General features: G+C 70.3%; 14 protein-coding genes. 6 read left to right on the top strand and 8 right to left on the bottom strand.

Translation table 11 applies throughout. The features are described 5' to 3' along the window. The first annotated feature begins 14 nt into the window (after positions 1-14). The 3 genes from IZR01_RS03025 to IZR01_RS03015 all read left to right on the top strand — a co-directional run bounded on the left by IZR01_RS03025 (position 15) and on the right by IZR01_RS03015 (position 2,906). Positions 15-782 (top strand): IclR family transcriptional regulator, encoded by a 768-nt coding sequence (locus tag IZR01_RS03025; protein ID WP_228553875.1) that lies wholly within the window; start codon positions 15-17, stop codon positions 780-782. A gap of 118 nt (positions 783-900) precedes the next feature. Beyond that, a complete protein-coding gene (locus tag IZR01_RS03020; RefSeq protein ID WP_228553876.1) occupies positions 901-1,365 on the top strand; it encodes a cupin domain-containing protein in 465 nt (154 codons plus the stop codon). A 2-nt stretch (positions 1,366-1,367) separates the two neighbouring features. Further along, the gene (locus IZR01_RS03015) at positions 1,368-2,906 is read left to right on the top strand and encodes a flavin-containing monooxygenase (protein WP_194922787.1); all 1,539 of its coding nucleotides are present in this window, start codon (positions 1,368-1,370) and stop codon (positions 2,904-2,906) included. A 43-nt stretch (positions 2,907-2,949) separates the two neighbouring features. Here the strand turns inward: IZR01_RS03015 and IZR01_RS03010 are convergent, their stop codons facing one another. The 7 genes from IZR01_RS03010 to IZR01_RS02980 all read right to left on the bottom strand — a co-directional run bounded on the left by IZR01_RS03010 (position 2,950) and on the right by IZR01_RS02980 (position 13,933). Beyond that, a complete protein-coding gene (locus tag IZR01_RS03010; RefSeq protein ID WP_194922786.1) occupies positions 2,950-3,486 on the bottom strand; it encodes a hypothetical protein in 537 nt (178 codons plus the stop codon). 97 nt (positions 3,487-3,583) lie between these two features. Then, a complete protein-coding gene (locus IZR01_RS03005; RefSeq protein WP_194922785.1) occupies positions 3,584-6,154 on the bottom strand; it encodes a protein kinase domain-containing protein in 2,571 nt (856 codons plus the stop codon). A 68-nt stretch (positions 6,155-6,222) separates the two neighbouring features. Further along, complete coding sequence (locus IZR01_RS03000) at positions 6,223-8,568, bottom strand: serine/threonine-protein kinase (RefSeq protein WP_194922784.1); 2,346 nt, start codon at positions 8,566-8,568, stop codon at positions 6,223-6,225. Positions 8,569-8,813: 245 nt separating this feature from the next. After that, entirely contained in the window at positions 8,814-10,517 is a 1,704-nt protein-coding gene (locus tag IZR01_RS02995) for a glycoside hydrolase family 13 protein (RefSeq protein ID WP_194922783.1), read from the bottom strand. A gap of 20 nt (positions 10,518-10,537) precedes the next feature. Beyond that, positions 10,538-11,419 (bottom strand): carbohydrate ABC transporter permease, encoded by an 882-nt coding sequence (locus tag IZR01_RS02990; RefSeq protein WP_194922782.1) that lies wholly within the window; start codon positions 11,417-11,419, stop codon positions 10,538-10,540. 13 nt (positions 11,420-11,432) lie between these two features. Further along, positions 11,433-12,437 carry a carbohydrate ABC transporter permease gene (locus IZR01_RS02985; protein ID WP_194891826.1) on the bottom strand — a complete coding sequence of 335 codons (1,005 nt, stop codon included), beginning with the start codon at positions 12,435-12,437 and terminating at the stop codon, positions 11,433-11,435. Positions 12,438-12,538: 101 nt separating this feature from the next. Continuing rightward, positions 12,539-13,933 carry an ABC transporter substrate-binding protein gene (locus tag IZR01_RS02980; RefSeq protein ID WP_194922781.1) on the bottom strand — a complete coding sequence of 465 codons (1,395 nt, stop codon included), beginning with the start codon at positions 13,931-13,933 and terminating at the stop codon, positions 12,539-12,541. 373 nt (positions 13,934-14,306) lie between these two features. Between IZR01_RS02980 and IZR01_RS02975 the strand changes: the two genes are divergently transcribed. The 3 genes from IZR01_RS02975 (at position 14,307) to IZR01_RS02965 (ending at position 19,688) form a co-directional block, all read left to right on the top strand. After that, complete coding sequence (locus IZR01_RS02975) at positions 14,307-15,341, top strand: LacI family DNA-binding transcriptional regulator (RefSeq protein WP_194891828.1); 1,035 nt, start codon at positions 14,307-14,309, stop codon at positions 15,339-15,341. A gap of 65 nt (positions 15,342-15,406) precedes the next feature. Further along, complete coding sequence (locus tag IZR01_RS02970) at positions 15,407-16,426, top strand: LacI family DNA-binding transcriptional regulator (RefSeq protein WP_194891829.1); 1,020 nt, start codon at positions 15,407-15,409, stop codon at positions 16,424-16,426. A 277-nt stretch (positions 16,427-16,703) separates the two neighbouring features. Beyond that, positions 16,704-19,688, top strand: coding sequence for a carbohydrate-binding protein (locus tag IZR01_RS02965; RefSeq protein ID WP_194922780.1), 2,985 nt, complete (start codon positions 16,704-16,706; stop codon positions 19,686-19,688). 124 nt (positions 19,689-19,812) lie between these two features. On the opposite strand, the gene IZR01_RS02960 is transcribed toward IZR01_RS02965, so the two are convergent. Beyond that, positions 19,813-20,643, bottom strand: a complete 831-nt coding sequence (locus tag IZR01_RS02960; protein ID WP_194922779.1) for an alpha/beta fold hydrolase — start codon at positions 20,641-20,643, stop codon at positions 19,813-19,815. Positions 20,644-21,229: the final 586 nt, after the last annotated feature.

Raw genomic sequence — 21,229 nt, 5'->3', positions numbered from 1 at the left:
GCCGGGAACCAACGTTGAGTCCCGCTGAGTGGGACACCGCGGCCCCGGCCGCCGGCGGACTCGACCGCGCCGCGGCGATTCTCGGCGCCTTCGACGCGGCCCACCGCGAGCTGACGCTGGCCGCGCTGGTCGCCCGCACCGGCCTGCCCCGCTCGACCACCCACCGCACCGCCGAGCGCATGATCGGGCTCGGGTGGCTCGACAAGCCGAAAGACCGCTACCGGATCGGCAACCGCTTGTTCGAGATCGCCAGCCTGGCGCCGATCCGGCTGCGACTGCGCGAGGCCGTGCTGCCCTTCCTCCAGGACCTGCACAGCGCGACGAAGCACACCGTGCAGCTCGGAGTCCTCGACGGCGCGCAGATCCTGGTCGTGGAGAAGATCACCGGACACCGGCCGATGCCCATGCTCTCCCAGACCGGCGGCATCATCCCGACGCACTGCTCGGCGCTGGGCCGCGCGATCCTCGCCTACAGCGACCCCGCGACCATCGACGCGGTGCTGGCCGCCGGCCTGGAGCGCAGGACGCCGCGCACCCTGACCGATCCGGTGGCCGTCCTGCGCGAGCTGACCGCGATCCCGCCGCGCGGCTGGGCGGTCGAACGCGAGGAGGGCAACATCGGGGTCAGCTGCGTGGCGGCCCCGATCTTCGGCCCGCTCGGTGAGGTCGCCGCCGCGATGTCGGTCACCGGGCCCTCCGGCCAGATCCGGCCGCAGGCAGCCGGCCCGGCGGTGCGGCTGGCCGCCGCGGCGGCGTCCCGCGCCTACTGCGCGCGCCGCTGACCGCTCTGAGCGTCCCACTCAGCGGGACTCCCGATTGCCGACCCGGCCGGGCGCACCGCACGCTGTGAGCGCTGACCCACCGACGTCGTGCCGGTGCGGCGACCTGAAGGAGACGGCGATGACTCTAGGCGGCGGCTACATGTTGCCCTCGCGCCAAGGACATGCGATCTCGGCGATCGGGCTCGGCGTCACCATGAAGACGAACGGTGAATCGACGCGCGAGGCGTACTCCCTGTTCGAGTACACGATTCCCCCGGAGACCGACGGGCCGCCGCCGCACGTGCACACCCGCGAGGACGAGTCCTTCATCTGCCTCGCCGGCCGCCTCGACGTCCACCTCGGCGGCGAGGACTTCGTGATCGAACACGGCGACTACCTCTACCTGCCGCGCGATGTGGTGCACGCCTTCCGCAACCCGTACCGGGAGGAGTCGCGCGTCATCTCCGTGGTCTCGCCGGCCGGGCTCGAACGCTACTACCAGGCCTTGGCGGACATGCCGCCCGGCCCCAAGGACATCTCGCTGATGAAGAAGATCATGGCCGAGTTCGGCCTCGAACTGCGGCTGCCGCCCGAGGCCCGGTAGCCATGCGAGTCGGGGTCATCGGTGCCGGCGTCGCCGGACTCGCCACCGCGAAGGTGCTGTCCCAGGCCGGACACGAGGTGCGGGTGTTCGACAAGTGCCCGGACGTCGGCGGCGTATGGAGCCGGACTCGGCGCTACCCGGGGGTGACGACGCAGAGCCCGAAGGCGCAGTATTCGCTCTCGGACTTCCCCATGCCCAAGGACTATCCGGAGTGGCCCAGCGGAGCCCAGGTCCAGGCCTACTTCGCGGCCTACGCCACCGAGTTCGGCCTCGATCCCGCTCTGCGCCTGGACACCGAGGTGACGGCGGCGAGCCCGGTCGGCGACGGCCGGTGGACCCTGCGGACCCGCGAGGCCGGGGGCTCGGTCGCGGGCACGGAGTCCACCGAGGAATTCGACCGCCTCGTCGTCGCGAACGGAGTGTTCTGCGAACCTCTGGTGCCGGCCTATCCGGGCGTCGATGAGTTCACCGCGGCAGGCGGACGCTTGTCCGCGGGGACGGAGTTCGACGACGCCGAGCAGGCCCGCGGCCGGCACGTCCTCATCGTCGGCTACGGCAAGTCCGCCTGCGACATCGCGGTGGCGATCAGCGGGGTCGCCGCGGGGACCGACGTCATCGCCCGCCAGCTGCTGTGGAAGGTGCCGCGCAGAATCGGCGGCTTCTTGAACTTCAAAATGCTGCTACTGACTCGGATGGGCGAGGGCCTGTTCCGCTACCTGCGACCGCGCGGCTTCGAGAAGTTCCTGCACGGCCCGGGAAACCGCCTGCGCCGCCGCATGATCAACTCCATCGGCTCGGTCTCGGTCCGACAGTTCGGCCTGGCGGAACTCGGCCTGATTCCCGCCGGCCACATGGAGGACATCGTCCGCGGAGCCATCGGCCTGGCGAGCGAAGGCTTCTTCGAAGGCGTCCAGGCCGGGAGCATCACCGTCCACCGGGACACCACCATCACCCGCCTGTCCGCCGCCGACGACGGCCCCACAGCCGAACTCGCCGACGGCACCACACTGCGCGCCGACCTGGTCGTGTGCGCCACCGGCTTCGCCCAGGGCGTGCCCTTCCTCCCCGAGGACACCCAGGCCCGCCTGTTCGACGAACGCGGCAACTTCATGCTCTACCGCCAGATCCTGCCCCTCGGCATCCCCGGGCTGTACTTCAACGGCTACAACTCCTCCTTCTTCAGCCCCCTGAACGCCGAGATGGCAGCCCTGTGGATCGCCGCCGACCTCGCCGGAGCAGTGGCTCGGCCCGCCCCCGAGGCGATGCGCCAGGCGGTCGTCGAGCAGCTGGCGTTCATGGACGACGCCACAGACACGCACCACTGCCGCGGCACCAAGATCATCCCCTTCTCGATGCACAACGTCGACGAGGTACTCGGCGACCTCGATCTCAACATCAGCAGGGCGGTCCGGGCCACGCACTGGCTGAACCCGGTCAATCCCGCGGCGTACCGGCGGATGACCCGATCGCTTCTCCGGCAGCTGGCTCCGGGCCAGAGCAAGGCAGACTCGGCGGATCGTCCGCCGGCGCTGCTGGGCTGAGAGCGAGAGATCAATCGGCGACGCTTCCGGGCAGCACCATCGCCTACCCCTTCTCCCCGCCGGAGTCGGCAGTCTCCTCGGCGTCCACCTGGTCCGCTGCCCGCTCGACTTCGCGGACCTGTTCGGCGAACTCCGCGGCCGGCAGCCGCTCCAGCCGCACGCCGTAGGCCTGGGCCAGGGTGTCGGCAGGCTCCGCAGAGCTCTCGCGAGCGTCCAGAATCAACAAGCTGCTATTGGCCTCTACGCGGGTGCTCAGCGTGATCAACGCGGCCCCGCCGTCAGTGAGGTTCTTGGCCTCGGCCGCATTACCGAGCAGCGCTCCCGCCGAAAGCCCCAGAAAGCCTCCGACAGGGCCGCCGATCAAGCCGATCAGCATTCCGACGACGCTGGACCCCAGGGTCGGGATTCCCGCACGGCGCACGTACCCGTCGAGCACCCGCAGGTCCTCGTCGGAGGTGCGGGCCAGGATCGCGGACTGTCGCAGGCCCGGCAGGTTCTTCGCCTCCTCGAATGCCGCTCGGCAACGTTCGGCGTCGGTGAAGGACAAGAGGAGCACGTGGTCCCGTTCGTTGATCGCCATGTCAGCGATCATGCACGGTCATCACGTGCGCACGGCTACCGTTGCCCCGCCGCCCGGGTGACGGGCACGACCGGTCGCACCCGGTACGCGGCGGCGGTCACGTCCCGGCCACCGGCAGCGCCGTCAGCATGGTGTTCGTCCCGGTCAGCACGCCGCCCGGCACCGCGATCCAGCACGCCTGCAGACCGTTGGAGAAGCTTGGGTCGTTGTACTTCCAGCGCAGCCTGCCGGTGGCGATGTCTACGGCGTAGAGCGTGCCGTTGCTGGTCATCGCGTACGCCTGGCCGTCCGCGGTCTGCAACGGCACGGCGCCGAAGTTGTCGAAACTGTCGCTGGAGTCCTCCGGCAGCGTCATCGCCCACACCATCTTCTGGGTCTTGGCGTCCGCCGCGTACAGACCGCGTTGGCCGAGTCCCAGCACGAGGTCGCCGCCGGGCCCGGTGATGACGGCCAGCAGCGTGTCGGGTGCCCCCGCGCTGTCCGGCAGATGCACCTCCCAGGCCAGCTCGCCGCTGGTCGGGTAGGCGCCGAAGAAGCTGGGAGTCGTCGAATTCTGCATGAACACGTAGCGGTCGGCGGCGTAGCAGACCCGTTCCGGACCGTCGACGGCGTAGTCGGTGCCGTTCTCCGAGTGATGCTGCCAGACCTGGGAGCCGTCCTTGAGGGCGAGGGTGTAGACGGTGTAGTCCGGGTTGTCCGCGACCCCTCCGACGACCAGCACCTGGGTGCCGATGCTCGGGATCAGGAGGTTCTTGTACTCCGGGCCGGTCTTGGTCCACAGGGTCTTACCGGTGGCGCGGTCCAGGGCCCACACGAAGTCCGAGTCCGTCCCCATGTCAGCGCTGCCGACCACGAAGACCGCCGGACCGAGGACCCCCCGGACCGAGGGATTCATCCAGTTCTGGCCCGGCATCGGCACGTTCCACTTCGTCCCGCCGGTCGCGGCGTCCACGGCCGCGACGTTCGAAATGTCCCCGATGCTCTCCCCGTTGCCGCCCACCGCCAGGAAGACCAGGCCGTCGGCGGTGGCGCCGAGCCCGGATCCGACCGAACCGATCAGGTCCTTGTTCTGCCATACCGTCTTGCCCGCGCGGTCGACGGCCCCGATCCCCGAGGTGCCCTCCCGGGCGACGATGACCAGGCCGTTCGCAGAGGCCATGGTGCCCACCGCGTCAGAGCTGTCGCTGATCGGCTGGGTCCACAACGGCTGGGCGGCCGGACCGTCGAGAACACCCGGTTTCCCGGCCGGCGCCGGGAGCGGGCCCGGCGGGACCCAGGGCTTGGTGACGCCGGGCACGGTCGACGGCGTCGTCTCGGCCGGCAGGCTCGGGGATTCGAAGGCGGTGTCGGACGGGGTGGCCGAGGCGCCGCCGGTGACGCTCGTCCCCGACGTCGAGGCGCCGCCCGGAGTCGGGGCCGGGCCGGATGCCGTGGCGGACCGCGCAGGCGTGGGCAGCGCGACCGGCCCGGTCCGCGTCGACTTGCCGCCGGACAACGCCCCGGCGACACCGCCGCCGGCCGCGACCACCACCGCACCGCCGGCCAGGGCGATCAGGACCTTGCGACGGCCCGGATCGACCGGGGCCACAGCGCCGGGACCGGTCGGCAGCGCCACCGTCGGCGCGTTCGGGCCCATCGGAAGGGGCGTGGCAGCCGTCGGCGGATACGGGCTGACCGGCCCCGACGGCACTGATGGCACCGACGACCCAGGCGGCACAGGTTCCGAGGGCCACACCGGCGACGCCGGCATCCCCGCCGCCGCCACGTCCGGATCACCCCCGACGCCCGCGGTGATCACCGCACCCGCCGCGTCGACCGCCGCCGACACGGCCGCCGGCAGCCACGCGCCGCCCTCGGAAGGCGGCGCCGTCCGCTCCACGAAATCGATGATCTGCCGGGGCGTGGCGCGCGCCGCGGGGTCCTTCGCCAGGCAGGCCCCGACCATCTCCAGCAGAGCCGCCGGCACGCCGCTCAGATCCGGCGTGCCGTTCGCGACCCGCTCCAACTGCTCCGGCGTCGGACCGGAGCCGAACGGTGCGCGCCCGGTAGCCGCGTAGACCAGGGTCCCGCCGAGCGAGAACACGTCGCCGGCCGGCGTGATCTGCCGCCCCGAGGCCTGCTCCGGGGACATGAAGGCGGGCGAGCCGACGACGGCCCCGGGCGCGGTGAAGGCCGCGGCGCCCTCGACGGCCCGGGCGATGCCGAAGTCGATGACGTGCGGTCCGTCGGCGGCCAGCAGCACGTTGCCCGGCTTCAGGTCGCGGTGCACCAACCCGGCGGCGTGCACGCTCAGCAGCGCTTCGGCGATCCCGGCGGCGAGCGCGGACAGCGTGCGCTCCGGCAGCGGCCCGTAGGCGGCCACGGCCGCGGACAGCGGCACACCGGGCACGAACGCCGTGGCCATCCACGGCGGGTCGGCATCCGGGTCGGCGTCCACCACCGGTGCCGTGAACGCCCCGCGCACCGAGCGGGCCGCTGCCACCTCGGCGCGGAACCGGGCGCGGAAGCCCTCCTCGCGCGCCAGCTCCGCGATCACCACCTTCACCGCGACGGTCCGGCCGGCGGCCGACCGTCCCAGGTAGACGGCACCCATGCCGCCGGCTCCGAGCCGGCCGAGCAGGGTGTACGGGCCGACCCGTTCCGGGTCGCCGGCCTTGAGCTGATCCACTGCGTGCCCCCATGTGCATCCAGAAGTGGTCCGATTCGGCGCGGACGACGGCGGCCGTCCTCCGCCTGTCACCTGCCGGCCGCGTTCACCGCCGTCACCAGGCGGCCGGCGATCACGTACAGCCGGCCCCCGCCGGCGTCGAACATCAGCGGGCTGCCGCCCTGCCGTGGGTCGCTGTACTTCCAGCGGGCCTGCCCGGTGTCGGCCGCCAGCGCCCAGATGTTCAGCGCGGTGTCGCCGACATAGACGTTCCCGTCGGCGGCCTTCATCGGAGTCGTGCTGCTGAACGTCTGGTTGGAGGCGGTCAGCCGCGCCGTCCAGCGCGGCGTGCCGTCGGCCGCGTTGAGGGCGTAGAGGTGCGAGAACCCCGCGACATACACGGTCTGGCCGTCCGGCGCCGCCAGCGGCGGTCCGAACTGTTCGTCCGCCCCGGAGCCTTCGAAGGTCCACGCGTGGGCTCCGGTCTGAGCGTCGGCGGCGATCAGCAGGCCGGACCCGTACAGGAACTTGCCGGAAGCGTAGGCGAACACTGTGTCGCCGGAGGAGAGGAAGCCGGCGGTCTTCACCGTGTCCTTCCACCCGGCCCCGCCCTTGGCGGCCGCGTCGTGGACCTGGACCTGGATCGTGGTGTCGTTCGGCTGGCTGCCGGCCAGCCAGCGCGTGCCCGCGGCCGGCACCAGAACGTTGACGATGTCCTTGCCGTCCACCCGCCAGAGCTGGTTGCGCTTGGCGTCCAGCGCGGTGACGAATCCGCGCCGGTCCGCGGTGGCCTCCGTCCCGCCGCCTTCCAGGCCGCTGAGGTAGACGCCGTCGCCGACCGGCCAGACCGTGTCCGCCAGCCCGTCGGCCGCGGACGGGGTGAAGGTCCACACGGCCTTGCCGACGGACGTGTCGATCGCCACGAGCTGCGAGGTGAAGGCGGCCACCGGGATCAGCAGGGCGTACACCGTGGTCCCGCTCACAGCCGGCGGCGCGCCGGTGCCGAGCGTCGACCAGTTCAGCGCGGCGAAGCGCGGCTTGCCGTCCGGGCCGAGGAAGGACACCTCGCTGCCGACGCAGACCACCGTCTGCCCGGCGATCGCCACCGACAGCACCTGGCTGGGCTGGGTCTGCGTCCAGGCCGCCGCCGCGCTCGGCACGCTCGCGACGTCCAGGACGGCGGTCGGTGCCGCCCCGGACGAGGAGGGCTGTTCAGACGGGGGCCGGGCTCCCGTGCCGGCCGACGATCCCTGGTCGCCCTTGCCGCTGCCGGCGCCGTTCTCGGCCAGCGCCGCCCAGATCGCCGCCCCGCCGCCGAGCACCACGGCGGCCGAGCCCGCCGCGCCGAACACCACCTTGCGGCGAGCCAGACCGGCGACCCCGGCTTCCGCCGCTATCGGCCCTCGGTCCCCGGCCGGCCGCGCCGGACCGGCGGATCCGACGGCGCCGGCTCCCGCCTCCCAGCTGCCGGGGCCCGCTTCACCAGCGGTGCCGGCGCCCGCGACCGGCGCCGGGACCGGCAGGGCATTGATCGCCTGCCCGGCGGCGACGATGTCCGCGGTGAGCGCCGGCGGCAGCCAGCTCCCGGCGGTCACCGCCGACGCCCGGCGGTCGAGCTCGTCGACCACCTGCCGCGGGGTCGGGCGGGCGCCGGGGTCCTTGGCCACGCAGGCCGTGACCAGGTCCAGCAGCGAGCCCGGCACGGCGCTGAGGTCCGGCTCGATGTTCGCCACCCGGTACAGCAGCACCGCCGGGCCGCCCTGGCCGAACGGCCCGCGGCCGACGGCTGCGTAGACCAGCGTGGCGCCGAGCGAGAACACGTCGCTGGCCGGGGTCAGCCGGTGCCCCAGGGCCTGTTCCGGCGACATGTAGCCGGGCGAGCCGATCACCGCGCCGGTCGCGGTCAACGCCGAGGTGCCCTCCACCGCCCGCGCGATGCCGAAGTCGATGACGTGCGGGCCGGTGGCGGCCAGGAGCACGTTCGCGGGCTTGAGGTCGCGGTGCACCAGCCCCGCCGCGTGGATCCCGGCCAGCGCCTCGGCGATCCCGGCTGCGAGCATCCGCAGCGCCGGCTCCGGCAGCGGCCCGCGGGTCGCCACGGCCTGATGCAGCGACACGCCGGGCACGAACGCGGTGGCCATCCACGGCGTCGGGCCCTCGGGGTCGGCGTCCACCACCGGTGCCGTGAACGCCCCCGAGACCGCACGTGCCGCCGCCACCTCCGCACGGAAGCGGCCGCGGAACTCGGTATCGCGCGCCAGATCGGGCCGGATCACCTTGATCGCCACCGTGCGGCCCCCGGCTGAGCGGCCCAGGTACACCGCGCCCATGCCGCCTGAGCCCAGACGGCCGAACAGCGTGTACGGCCCGACCCGGCGCGGATCTGCGTCGTCGAGCAGTTCCACCCGTGTTTCCTCCCCGCCCCCCGACGTCATGGCTCGCAGAATCCTGTCAGCAGTCCGGAACGGTGCGCTAGTACCAACGCCGTTCAGTTTGCCGACGGCCGCCCACACGTCGAACAGAACGAAGACCTCGCAGCTCAAAGGACACGTTCGTCCAGGCTCCCGGAACGTCGTTCGTCCGGACATCGCCGGGATCGGGATCGGGCTTTCGACCAGGACAGGCATTCCGGAACTCGCCGGAAATCCGCCCGGCCTGGCCGTTCTCTGATTCCTCCGGGTCAGTCCGCGACGCGGAGCCAAACGGTGGCGTCGGGCGGCAGGAGCCCCTCGGCCAGGTCAGTGCTCTGTAGTAGGACGTCCTCGTGCGGCGGCAGCGCAATGTCTGTCGGCGACAGGTTCGCCACACACCGGAAGCGGCCGTCCCGAAGGAAGTCCAGGACTGATTCGCCGCTCGGCATCCACGTCAGCGTGCCGTCGCCGAGGGCCGGGTCCTGACGCCGGATGCGCAGTGCGGCCCGGTACAGTTCCAGCATCGAGCGCAGGTCGCCGTCCTCGGCCTCGACGGTCAGGCCCGACCAGGCCGGCGGCTGTGGAAGCCAGGGGTCGGCGGGCGCGCCGTCCGGCGAGAAGCCGAACGGCGGTGCCGCCCCGGACCACGGCAGCGGCACCCGGCAGCCGTCCCGGCCCGGGTCCGATCCGCCGGTCCGCCGCCAGATCGGGTCCTGGCGCAGGTCCGCCGGGATGTTCTCGACCTCCCACAGCCCCAGCTCGTCGCCCTGGTAGACGTATGCGGCTCCCGGCAGTGCGAAGGTCAGCATGGCCGCCGCCCGGGCGCGGCGGGTGCCGAGCCCGACGTCGACGGGGCGTCCGTGCTCGCGCCGGTCCAGGCCGAACGAGGTGTCGGAGCGGCCGTAGCGCGACACGTGCCGGTCCACGTCGTGGTTCGACAGCACCCACGTGGCCGGGGCATCGACCCGGGCGTGGACCGCGAGCGTCTGCTCGATGACCGACCGCAGCTGTGCGGCGTCCCAGGCGCTGCACAGATACGGGAAGTTGAACGCGCTGTGCAGCTCGTCCGGCCGGAAGTAGCGGGCGAAGCGCTCGGCGTCCGGGATCCACAGCTCGCCGATCAGCGCGCGGTCGCCGCCATAGGACTCGGCTACCGCGCGCCACGCGCGGTAGATCTCATGGACGTCGTCGCGGTCCTCGTACGGGTGCGGGTCAGGGTTCGACGACAGGTCGGGGAGATCAGGGTCCTTCGTCACCAGGGCCGCGGAGTCGATCCGGATCCCGTCGGCGCCGCGGTCGAACCAGAACCGCAGCACGTCCTCGAACTCTGCACGGACGTCCGGCGAGCTCCAGTTCAGGTCCGGCTGCTCGGGGGCGAACAGGTGCAGGTACCACTCCCCCGGCGTCCCGTCCGACGCCGTCAGGCGCGTCCAGGCCGGTCCGCCGAAGATGGACCGCCAGTCGTTCGGCGGCTGCGAGCCGTCCTCGCCGCGCCCGGGACGGAACCAGAAGCGCGAGCGTTCCCGCGATCCGGGCTCGGAGTCCACCGCTTGGAGGAACCAGCGGTGCCGGTCCGAGCAGTGGTTCGGCACGATGTCGACGATGATGCGGATGCCCCGGGCATGGGCCTGGGCGATCAGCGCGTCGGCGTCGGCCAGGGTGCCGAAGGCCGGCTCGATGTCGCGGTAGTCGGCGATGTCGTAGCCGGCGTCCGCCATCGGCGAGGGGTACCAGGGGTTGAACCACAGCGCGTCGACGCCGAGCGCGGCGAGGTAGGGCAGCTTGGCCCGGACGCCGGGCAGGTCGCCGATGCCGTCGCCGTTGGAGTCGGCGAAGCTGCGGGTGTAGACCTGGTAGATCGTCGCTGATCGCCACCACGCCCGGGCCCGGGCCGGCGCTGCGTCGCCGGTGTCGGTATCGACGCCGGTGTCAGTGTCAGTGTCGTTGAGCGTGTTCTCTTGGACGGTCGTCATGGAAAGACCCGCTTTCGAGCTCAGCCTTTAAGGCTTCCGGTGGTCAGGCCGGACATGATGTTGCGCTGGAAGATCAGGAAGAAGATCAGGGGCGGGATCGCCGCGATGGCCGCGGCGGCGATGACCACGTTCTGCGGTGAGGTCGCGGCGGCCTGCGTGATACCGACGTTCAGGGTCTCCCGGGTCGGGCTGTAGCCGGCCTCGACGAGTAGCGGCCACAGGTAGTCCTTCCATACCGCGGTCACCGCGAAGATGGACACGACGCCGAGGATCGGGCGTGACATCGGCAGCACGACGGACCACAGCGTCCGCATCCGTCCCGCGCCGTCGATCGCCGCCGCCGCCAGCAGGTCGTCCGGGATGGAGTCGAAGAAGCGCTTGAGCAGGAAGATGCTGAAACCGTTGGCGACCGCCGGCAGCCAGATCGCCTCGGGAGTGCCGACCAGGTTCATGTGCACGATCGGCAGGTCCGAGACCGTGATGTACTGCGGCACCACCAGAACGGTCGCCGGGATCATCAGAGTCGACAGCATCAGACCGAAGATGGCGTTGCCGAACACCGGACGCAGCTTGGACAGCGCATAGGCGGCGGCCACGTCGAACACGAGCTGGAAGGCCAGCGCGCCGAACGCGTAATACAGGGTGTTGAAGAGCAGCCGGCCCACGCCGCCGACGGTCCAGGCGTCGGCGTAGGTGCCGGGGTGGATCGCGTGCGGATACAGCGTCGGCGGGACCTGGACGGACTCATGCGTGGATTTCAGGCCGTCGGTGAACAGGAAGTACAACGGGCCTATGAAGATCAGCGTGAAGCCGACGATCACGGTCGTGGCCGTGAACCGGTAGACGATCCGGCCGCGGCGGCGGTTGAGCGCGCTGGTCGAGACGAGGGTTCTGGTCGACATCGTCTTCTGCTCCCTAGTCCCGGTCCCGGCTGAGCCACAGGTATCCGGCGGAGAACACGCCGAGCACGAGCATCAGCAGGACGCCGAGCGCCGAGGCGCTGTTGTAGTTGCTGGAGCCGGACAGGTTGAAGGCGTACTGGTAGATCAGGTTCACGACCGACACGGTCGAGTTGCCCGGCCCGGCCCCGCCGTTGGTGAGGATGAACGGCTCGATGAACAGCTGCATCGTGCCCACGATCTGGAGCATCAGCATCATCGACAGGATCAGCCGGGTCTGTGGGATCGTGACGTGCCGGATCCGGCCGAGGATGCCGGCACCGTCCAACTCGGCGGCCTCATAAAGCTCGCCGGGAATGTTCTGTAGGGCTGCCAGGTAGATAAGCGTCGTGCCGCCCATGTTCATCCAGGTCGAGGCGACGGTCACGGAGACCAGCGCGCTGCTGGAGGACTGGACGAACTGCGACGTCGGCAGGTGCATTATCCGCAACAGGTGGTCGAACAGGCCGTAGTTCGGGTCGTAGAAGTACTGGAACAGCAGCAGCGCCGATGCCGGGGGCAGCATCACCGGGAGGTAGACCAGGATCCGGAGATACCCGCGCGCGTGCCGCAGCTCGTTGAGGATGATCGCGGTGACGAACGGAACCGCGAAACCGATCAGCAGCGCCAGGAGGCTGAACTCGACAGTGTTCTTCCACGCCTGCGCGAACGTCGGGTCGTGGATGATCCGGGTGTAGTTCTGGAGCCCCGCCCAGGTGGTCTTCGGCTGCCGGGTGATCTTGTCGCGGTGCGTCTGCTGGAAGCTCATGATGATCTCGCGGATCATCGGGTACCAGGAGAACATCGCGAAGCACAGCACCGCGCCGATCAGGAAGCCGTGCGCGGCCAGATGCCGACGCAGGGTCCTGAGGAACCTGCCGTTCGGTCCGCCGTCCGGCACCGCGGCCACAGGTCCGCCAGACCTGCCGCGGGCTCGGCCGGGATCGCGCCGCCCGGGTCTGCTGAGCACTTGCTCCGCCATCGCTGCTCCCTGCTGCTCTGCTGTCGTTGCCGTTGATGACCGCACGCCGGAGTGCTGCGGGGTCCGGGCACCACAGGCGGCCGGACCCGCGGCCGCCGGGACTAGCTCGCGTTCGCGAGGAGCGTGTTCACCTGGGCCTCGGCGGTCTTCAGCAGCGAGGCGATATCGGCGTTCGGGTCCTGGAGCACGCTGAGCATCGTCGCGTCGAGGGTCTTGTAGACGGCCTGCGCGTCGGTGGGCTCACCCATGCCCTTCTCCTGCGCGTCCACGAACGTCTTGAAGTGCGCCGTGTCGACGGTCTGACTCGCGGCCTTCAACTGCTCGTTCTTCGCGGACGTCGCGCCGACCCAGTCCAGCGGCTCGGGGAAGCCGACCGGCAGCCCGTCGGCCTTGGTGCGGGCGTAGTCGAACTGGCCCTGTCCCGGCGTCAGCTCGGAGAAGGCGACCCACTTGACGCCGGCGCGGATCTGGGCCGGGGTGTCGTGCTTGTTGAACGCCAGCGCGTCGCCGCCGGACAGCGAGCCGGCCGGGGTGCCGCTGGTACTCGGCAGCGGACCGACGCCGTAGTCGTCGACGTCGCCGCCGTCCTGCGGGACGATCACGTTGTAGATGTCGTCCGGCGCGGCGATGTACATGCCGAGCTTGCCGGCGCCCATCTGCTTCTGCAGGTCGCCCCACTTCAGCTGCTGCGTCGGGCTCATCGAGCCGTCGACGAAGCGCATCTGGTGCAGCGCCTGCAAGACCTCGGTCGCCGGCTGCGCGTCGAAGGCCGCCTTGCCGTCGCCCCCGACCATCTGGCCGCCGTCGGCGTCGACCTCCGAGGAGAAGTGCCAGCCGCCGTTGTTGCCGGCGCTGTACTCCCCATAGCCGTAGATCCCGTTGCCGAGCGCGGCGATCGCCTTGGCGTCCTTCTCGACGTCGGCCCAGGTCGTCGGCGGCCGGTCCGGGTTGAGCCCGGCCTGCTGGAACAGCTTCCGGTTGATGATCAGGCCCTGGGTGTAGATGCCGGTCGGCAGCCCGTAGACGGTCTTGCCGGCGGTGACCGCCGCCATCGCCGACGGCGCGAGGTCGCTGAAGCCGGGAACGGTGGTGTCGTTGACGTAGGACGTGATGTCCGCGGCCTGTCCGGCGTCCAGCACCTGGTTCAGGTCGGTGAAGTACATGTGGAACACGTCCGGCTCGGTGCCGGCCCTCAGCTGCGCCGTGAACGTCGCGGTGTTCTCGCACGGGTAGGTGTCGACACCGTGGATCGTGATGTTCGGGTTGGCCTTCTGGAACGTCGCGACGTCCTGGAGCCATTCGGCGCGCTGCTTGGCCTGGCTGGTCGGCGGCTCGCACGCGACCGAGATGGTGACCGGGCCGTCGCCGCCGGCCGGGGCGGCCGCGTCCTTGGAGCTCTTGCTGCTGGAGCACGCCGCGGCACTGACGCCGAGGCCTGCGACGAGCACGGCGGCGGCTATCTTGCGCGCCGCGGGCCGTCGGGCGGGACTCATCATCGAACACCTTCCATGAGGGGGACCTGCGCGGAGAGTGATCCGCGGGAAACCTGGATGTGATGGCGAGCGCTTGCGATGTGGTGCCGAGTGGGCCACACCGTAGCGGCGGTCAAAGATGAGCGCAAGATGTCGATGAAAGAACGCAAGGGCACGACTTCGCCGCGGCCGGGATAGACGAATCGGTTGATACCCGCCCGTTCTCAGAGCACGAGCATGGTCGGCAGAACGGGTCGGATCAAGGCCGAACGGTGCCGCACGTCGCGCGAACCCGCACCGGACACCGCCGACACCGGTGCTGGTGACACAGCCGGTCCCTCAGAAAGTGAACGGATCGCTGGAATTCTTTGCACACCGGTGTCGTATCGTTGCGACCATGACTCCCACACCAGCCCGCCGCCTCGCCGAAGTCGCCAAGAAGGTCGGGGTCAGCGAGGCGACCGTGAGCAGGGTCCTCAACAACCGGCCCGGCGTGGCCGAGGCGACGCGCGAGGCGGTCCTGACAGCTCTGGACGTGCTCGGCTACGAACGCCCCACGCAGCTGCGCGGCGAGCGAGCGCGGCTGATCGGACTGGTACTGCCGGAACTCCAGAACCCGATCTTCCCGGCCCTGGCCGAGGTGGTCGGCGGCGCCCTGGCCCAGCGCGGCTTCACCCCGGTGCTGTGCACCCGCACCGCCGGCGGCCTGTCGGAGGCGGACTATGTCGAGATGCTGCTCGACCAACAGGTGTCCGGCGTCGTCTTCTGCGGCGGCCACTACGCCGAGGGGGACGCACCGCACGAGCACTACCGCCGGCTCCGGGAGCGCGGCGTGCCGGTCGTGCTGTTCAACGCGGCCGTCGGCCACCTCGGTTTCCCCTGCGTGGCGACCGACGACGAAGTCGCTTCCGAGCAGTCGTACGGGCACCTGGTCTCGATGGGCCACACCCGCCTGGGCGCCGTCGTCGGCCCGCAGGACCACATGCCCTCGCAGCGTCGCGTCGCCTCCCTGCTCAGGCAGGCCTCGCAGTCCTCGGGAACGGTGACGGTCCAGATCGCGCACGCGCAGTTCTCCATGGAAGCCGGTCGCGCGGCGGCCGCGCGGCTGCTCGCCCAGGGCGTCAGCGGGCTGGTATGCGGCAGCGACATCCTGGCTCTGGGCGCGATCCGGGCCGTTCGCCGGGCCGGGCTGGATGTGCCGGCGGACGTCTCAGTGATCGGCTACGACGACTCCGCGTTCATGAACTGCACCGACCCGCCGCTGACGACCGTCCGCCAGCCGATCGAGGCGATGGGCCGCGCGGCGGTGACCATGTTGCTGAACCAGGTCGAAGGCGCGCCGGCCGCCGACGAGGAGCTCTTGTTCGAGCCGGAGCTCGTCGTGCGGGGGTCGACCGGGCCGGCGCGCGGCGGCACCGGGGCCGCACGGTGATCCACTGCCGATCGACGTCAAAGATCGCGTCGTTTCTTGCGTAGATCGGTTGTACGCTGACGCCCGTGGCCACGAAACTGACCGAGGTAGCCGCGTTCGCGGGCGTGAGCCTCGCCACGGTCCGCCGCGTCCTCAACGACCAGCCGTTCATAGCCCAGGAGACGCGCGAGCGCGTCCTGACCGCCTTGGACGTGCTCGGACACGAGCGGCCGTCCAGGCTGCGCGGGAATCGGGCCGGCCTGGTGGGCCTGGTCGTGCCGGACTTGCAGAACCCGATCTTCCCGGCCTTCGTGGAGACCGTGTCGGCCGGCTTGGTGAAGCAGGGCCTCATGCCGGTGCTGTGCACCCGCACCGCCGACGGCGTGTCCGAGGCCAACTACATCAAGCTGCTGATGGACCACGAGGTCGCGGGCATCATCTTCATCGGCTCGTCCTACGCCGACGCCGGACCGGAGCACGGGCGCGCCCTGGAAGAGCGCGGGATCCCGGTCGTCCTGATCAACCCGGCCGACGCCAACGACGGCGTCCGCCGGATCACCGTCGACGACGCCTCGGCCGTCGACCAGTCGCTGGAACACCTTCGATCGTTGGGGCACAGCCGGGTCGGCATGCTGCTGGGCCCGATGGGCCACATCCCCTCGGCGCGCAAGCTCGGCGCGTTCGTCGCGGACTGGGAACGGCGCGCGGCGCCCGGCAGCGATCCCGGTGCGTGGCGGGAGTCGGTCGCGCACACGGGATTCTCGATGGAGGACGGCCGCACGGCCACGACCCGGCTGCTGGGCGCCGGCGTCACAGCCCTGATCTGCGCCAGCGACGCGTTGGCGCTCGGCGCGGTCCGCGCCGCCTACCGGCGGCGCCTGAGCGTTCCCGGTGATCTGTCGGTGGTCGGCTTCGACGACTCGCCCTACATGATCGCCACCGATCCGCCGCTGACGACGGTCCGCCAGCCGGTGCGCACGATGGGCGCCGCGGCGGTGGACGCCTTGAAGGCGCAGATCGGCGGGAACGCGGGTCCGCCGGAGGAGACGCTGTACGAGCCCGAGCTGATCGTCCGGGCTTCGACCGGGGTCGTGCGGTCTGCCTAACGGCCCTGCCGCTCGCTTTTCGAACACTCAGGACTCTTTGAAACTCAAGACGCTCGGAGCCGCACTTCAGCTCCGCGTCGGGAATCTGCGTCACAGCGCAAGAACAGCCGTTGCTTCTGGTCGGTTTTTGCGTCGACCTCTGGACTTCAGCTTCTCGCGGTCGTACGGTTTCGCTGGTCCTCCAGCTCTTCGAAACTCCGTCGTAACCCCGCCACCAGCGCAATAGGTCACGCGACGGTACCCCCATGCCTCATGTCAGGAGTAAGGAGTACGCACGATGCTCCGTCCCACACTCAGATCCACCCCCGGGCACCGCCGTCGGCGAACGCTCGGCCTGCTGACCGCCGCAGCCCTCGCCAGCACGACAGTCGCCATCTGGACGATCGCCCAGCCCGCATCCGCGACCAGCACCACGTACGAGGCAGAGAACGCGGCCCTGTCCGGCGGTGCGGTCGTCGGCGGCGACCACAGCGGCTACACGGGATCAGGCTTCGTCGAGGGATACACGGACACCGACAAAGGCAACGCGGACACGACCTTCACAGTCACGGCAGGCAGCGCCGAGAACGAAACCGTCGCTCTGCGCTATGCCAACGGGACCGGCTCACAGATGTCGCTATCGCTCTACGTCAACGGCACGAAGCTGAAGCAGATCCCGCTCCCGGCGACAGCCGACTGGAACACCTGGACCACCGAGACCGAGACGGTGTCCCTGAACGCCGGCACCGACACCATCTCCTACAAGTTCGACTCCAGCGACCTCGGGAACGTGAACCTCGACAACATCACGGTGGCGCCGCTCCAGGCTCCGCCGCCCGGGCAGTACGAAGCCGAGAACGCGGCCCTGTCCGGCGGCGCGGTCGCCGGCAGCGACCACAGCGGCTACACGGGGACAGGCTTCGTCGAGGGATACACGGACACCGACAAGGGCAACGCGGACACGACCTTCAGCGTGTCCGCATCGGCTGCCGGGTCGACGACCGCGACCCTGCGCTACGCCAACGGGACCGGCGCACAGATGTCGCTCTCGCTCTACATCAACGGCACGAAGCTGAAGCAGATCCCGCTCCCGGCGACAGCCGACTGGAACACGTGGACGACGGAGTCGGAGAACGTCGGCCTCAACGCCGGCAGCAACACGATCTCCTACAAGTTCGACAGCACCGACCTCGGGAACGTCAACCTCGACAACATCGTCGTCGCCCCGATCACCCCACCGACGAGCACACCGCCGACGACCGCCACGAGTTCCCCTTCGACACCGCCGCCGTCAGGCCAGGCCTATGAGGCGGAGACGGCGTTCTTCTCCGGCGGCCCGAGCGTGGCGACGTCCATCGCCGGATACAGCGGTTCGGGTTACCTGACCGGCTTCACGTCGCAGGGTGCGCGCACCGTCATCGACGCGTTCGTCCCAGCTGCCGGAACAAGTGCCGTCACCTTGCGATACGCCGACGCCGCCGGCGCGGCGCAGACCATCTCGTTGTATGTCAACGGTCTGAAGCAGCAGCAGCTCACACTTCCGGCCGGATCCGGCTGGCTCACCACGACGTGGAATCTGGCGCTCCGCTCCGGTGAGAACCTCATCGGCTTCCAGAACGACGCCGGCGACACCGGGAACATCGCCGTCGACGACATCACCGTCGCGAACGGGACTGCTCCAGCCGCCGTCGGCGCGACGGTTCCCTACACCGAATACGTCGCCTCATCCGCGCAGACGAACGGGACCGTCCTCGCGGCGAGCCGCAGCTACCCCAGCATCCAGTCCGAATCAACCGGCCGCCAGGCGGTCCAGCTCACGGCGACCGGCCAGTACGTCCAGATCACGCTCACCCGGCCGGCGAACTCGATCGTCGTGCGCTACTCCATCCCCGACAACTCCGACGGATCGACGGCGACCGCGCCGATCACCTTGTACGCCAACGGGAACAAGGTCCAGGACCTCAGCCTGACCAGCGAGTACAGCTGGCTCTATGGCGGCGGCTACACCGACACACACAGCCCGGCCAACGGCCCGGCGCACCACTTCTACGACGAGACCAGGTCGCTGATCGGCGACTGGCCCGCCGGGACCGTCCTCAAACTCCAGAAGGACACCGCCGACACCGCGGCCTCCTACACCTTCGACGTCATCGACACCGAACAGGTCGACTCGGCGTACAGCATGCCCTCGGGCTTCGCGTCGATCACCGACTACGGCGTCACCCCGAACAACGGCGCCGACGACACCACCGCGATCAACAACGCGCTGAGCGCGCTCAGCGGCACCGGCAAGGGCCTGTGGTTCCCGGCCGGAACGTACGACATCTCAGGGCGCGTGACCATCAACGGCGTCCCGGTTCGCGGCGCCGGCGAGTGGTACACCACCATCCAGTCCACCGCGGTGAACGGCAGCGGCGGCCTGTACACCTCCGGCGGCGTGAACCAGATCGCCGACCTGACGATCGACGGCGACCAGACCGACCGCAACAACGACTCCGGCGCTGCCGGCATCGAGGGAACGTTCCAGCCCGGATCGCTGGTCTTCGACGTCTGGATGGAGCACCTGAAAGTCGGGCTGTGGGCCGTGCCGGCGGACGGGCTGTACGCGACCGGGCTGCGCATCCGCGACGTCTTCGCCGACGGCGTCCACCTCCACGGCGGAAGCGCGGACTCGCGCGTCGACCAGAGCGTGGTCCGCAACACCGGCGACGACGAACTCGCGCTGGACACCGAAGGCGGCGACGTCACGAACTGCGTCCTGGCGGACAACACGGTGCAGAGCCCGATCCAGGCCAACGGAATCGGCGTCTACGGCGGCTCGGGCAACGTGGTGGAGAACAACCAGGTGTCCGACACCGTCGCGTTCGGGGCCGGGATCACCATCAGCACCCGATTCGGCGCCGGGTTCAGCGGGCCGACCACCGTCAGCGGCAACGTCCTGACCCGAGCCGGCTCCTACAACTCCGGCTGGGGGTCAAGCCTCGGTGCGCTGTGGATCTACGCCGACCTCGACGACATCACCCAACCGGTGACCGTCACCGACAACACCATCGACTCCGCGACGTATGAAGGCGTACTTCTCAGCTACGCCAAACAGATCAGCGACCTGACCGTCGACCACCTCACGATCAACGGGGCGGGGACGTACGGCATCAACGTCAACGACGTGACCGGCGCGATGACGGCGGACTACGTCGCCGTGAGCGGCACCGGCTCCGCAGGCCTGAACAACCCCGGCGCCGGCTTCACCATCACCCGCGGGCCCGGGGACACCGGCTGGTAGCCGGTCCCGGCAACGCAGAGCACGCATATCGCGCGCGCATCACACGTCGCACATCACACGAGTACTCGGGCGTCCCGGCGAGCGGGGCGCCCGAGCCGTCCCGCCTTCGGCGGCCGCGTCCTGCCTACCCCAGGAACCTCAACAGCTCCGCGTTGACTTCCTCGGCATGAGTCCAGCACAAGCCGTGGTCCGCTCCCTCGATCGCCTTGTACTCGCTGCCCCGGATCAGCGCGTGGGTCCGGGGCCCGCACGCGTCGATCGGCAGGATCCGGTCGGCGGTGCCGTGCAGCACCAACACCGGGACATCGATCTTCGGCAGGTCGGCGCGGAAGTCCGTGTACCACGTCGCCACGCACGCGATCGTGCCGGTCGGCGACGCCCCGACGGCCGTGTTCCAGCAGTCCTGGACCTCCTCCGGGCTGATGCGCGATCCCAGCGTCTGGTCCAGGTTGAAGAAGTTCTTGTTCCATTCGGTGAAGTACGCCGCGCGGTCCGCGGTCAGCGCCGCCGCGATCTCGGTGAAGACCTCGATCGGCACGCCGTCGGGCGTCTCGGGCGTTTTGAGCAGATACGGCGGGACACCGGAGATGATCGCGGCCTTGCGGATCCGGGACGAGCCGAAGGACCCCAGGTACCGGGCGATCTCGCCGCCGCCCATGGAGTGCCCGGCCAGGTCCGCGTCTTGCAGGTCGAGCGCCTGAAGCAACTTGTCGAGGTCGGCCGCGAACGTGTCGTAGTCGTACCCGGTGGTCGGCTGGCTCGACCGGCCGAACCCGCGCCGGTCGTACGTGATCACCCGCCGCCCGGCGGCCAGCAGCGCCCGCTCCTGGCGCTCCCAGGCCCGGCCGCTGAGCGGGAAGCCGTGAATGAGCGCCACCGGACGCCCCGAACCGTGGTCTTCGTAATACAGGTCGATCGGCGCACCGTTCTCTCGCCCCACGGTGACGTACGGCATGGCGGACGCTCCTTCGCTGCTAGCGGGTCGACTCGCTGGATCGGCGCGATGACCGACGCCAATCGCCACCCTTCCCCCGGTCGGACAGCGACGCTTCCGGGTATCGGCCAGCCCGCGAGCCCCCGACCGGCCGACCAGCGGATTCCGCGAGTCGCCGCGGGACACCGTTGCGCCAGTCGGGTGCTACCGGGCCGACGGCTCCTTGTAGGCCGCGCGCTCTGGGTCGACTCCTTGGTGAACGACCGCTCGAACTCGGCCCACGCCTCGTCGGAGAGGATCGGCCCCTCCGCGGGGTCCCCGCTGTTCTTGTCCTTGTTGTTCCTGGCCACTGACGGCCTTCCCCACCCTCGTCGAGTGCGGCGCCCGGAGCCGCACTGTGTGCATGACCGCGGAGGGCTACCTCGGAACGGCCAGATCCCGGTACCGCGGGGCCCGGAGCAGGCGATCCGGAAAAAACGGATACCGGATATCTCATATCCCGGACGCCCTCTTGACGGCCCCTCGGAAGGCGCGAACACTACCGAACGTTCGGTCGCCTACTGGCGGCGGCGATCGCCACCCGCAGGCTGCTCGCACGGCCCGACCC

Source organism: Catenulispora pinisilvae (assembly GCF_015356865.1).
In the GTDB taxonomy this organism is placed as follows: domain Bacteria; phylum Actinomycetota; class Actinomycetes; order Streptomycetales; family Catenulisporaceae; genus Catenulispora; species Catenulispora pinisilvae.
The sequence above is the reverse complement of the archived record's forward strand: the minus strand, read 5'-3'. Positions and strand labels throughout refer to the sequence as shown.

Coding starts and splice junctions, on each gene's coding strand:
- IZR01_RS03020 (WP_228553876.1), top strand. CDS start 901: ATGACTCTAGGCGGCGGCTACATGTTGCCCTCGCGCCAAGGACATGCG.
- IZR01_RS03015 (WP_194922787.1), top strand. CDS start 1,368: ATGCGAGTCGGGGTCATCGGTGCCGGCGTCGCCGGACTCGCCACCGCG.
- IZR01_RS03010 (WP_194922786.1), bottom strand. CDS start 3,486: ATGGCGATCAACGAACGGGACCACGTGCTCCTCTTGTCCTTCACCGAC.
- IZR01_RS03000 (WP_194922784.1), bottom strand. CDS start 8,568: ATGACGTCGGGGGGCGGGGAGGAAACACGGGTGGAACTGCTCGACGAC.
- IZR01_RS02995 (WP_194922783.1), bottom strand. CDS start 10,517: ATGACGACCGTCCAAGAGAACACGCTCAACGACACTGACACTGACACC.
- IZR01_RS02990 (WP_194922782.1), bottom strand. CDS start 11,419: ATGTCGACCAGAACCCTCGTCTCGACCAGCGCGCTCAACCGCCGCCGC.
- IZR01_RS02985 (WP_194891826.1), bottom strand. CDS start 12,437: ATGGCGGAGCAAGTGCTCAGCAGACCCGGGCGGCGCGATCCCGGCCGA.
- IZR01_RS02980 (WP_194922781.1), bottom strand. CDS start 13,933: ATGATGAGTCCCGCCCGACGGCCCGCGGCGCGCAAGATAGCCGCCGCC.
- IZR01_RS02975 (WP_194891828.1), top strand. CDS start 14,307: ATGACTCCCACACCAGCCCGCCGCCTCGCCGAAGTCGCCAAGAAGGTC.
- IZR01_RS02965 (WP_194922780.1), top strand. CDS start 16,704: ATGCTCCGTCCCACACTCAGATCCACCCCCGGGCACCGCCGTCGGCGA.
- IZR01_RS02960 (WP_194922779.1), bottom strand. CDS start 20,643: ATGCCGTACGTCACCGTGGGGCGAGAGAACGGTGCGCCGATCGACCTG.